Raw genomic sequence first — 486 nt, 5'->3', positions numbered from 1 at the left:
GACCGAGCCATCATTTCACCATAGGCTGAACTATTAACGTCTGTCGTGAAATACATAGGCAGTTTAAGGGCATTTCTAAGACCACCCAACAAATCAACATTAGCCCATCCTGGTTTTGGAGTGCTGGTAATATAGCCATAAGTGGCTGAATCAGGGTCAATATCAATAGGACCAAACGAGCCAATGCCTAAACCTACTAAATCTTTAGCAAAAGGCTTGAAAAAGGCAATGCAATTGGCAATAGTCTCTTGCGGATTAGTCGTTGGAAACTGCGTCTGTTCAATAACGCTAAAGGAATCATCACCAATAGCGCAGACAAATTTAGTACCACCCGCTTCAATACTTCCATACAATCGTGTCATTAAAATCTCCTTCATAAAAACGTCTTCTTGCTTAATATTATAGGGAAAAGCTTTTCTGAAAGCAAGACTAGTTTCTCTTTTTACTTTGGGAAAATCGCCAGCTAAAAAGGCTAGAAAGACTAGC

The 486-nt window shown here is 39.9% G+C and carries 1 protein-coding gene; it reads right to left on the bottom strand.

Features of this window, described 5'->3' with window-relative positions:
- The coding region (locus A9Q68_RS10520; protein WP_131814184.1) for an ROK family protein at window positions 1-362 on the bottom strand (362 nt) is incomplete at its 3' end.
- Window positions 363-486 lie beyond the last annotated feature (124 nt).

It is taken from the genome of Streptococcus bovimastitidis, from assembly GCF_001885095.1.
Taxonomy (GTDB): domain Bacteria; phylum Bacillota; class Bacilli; order Lactobacillales; family Streptococcaceae; genus Streptococcus; species Streptococcus bovimastitidis.
The sequence above is the reverse complement of the archived record's forward strand: the minus strand, read 5'-3'. Positions and strand labels throughout refer to the sequence as shown.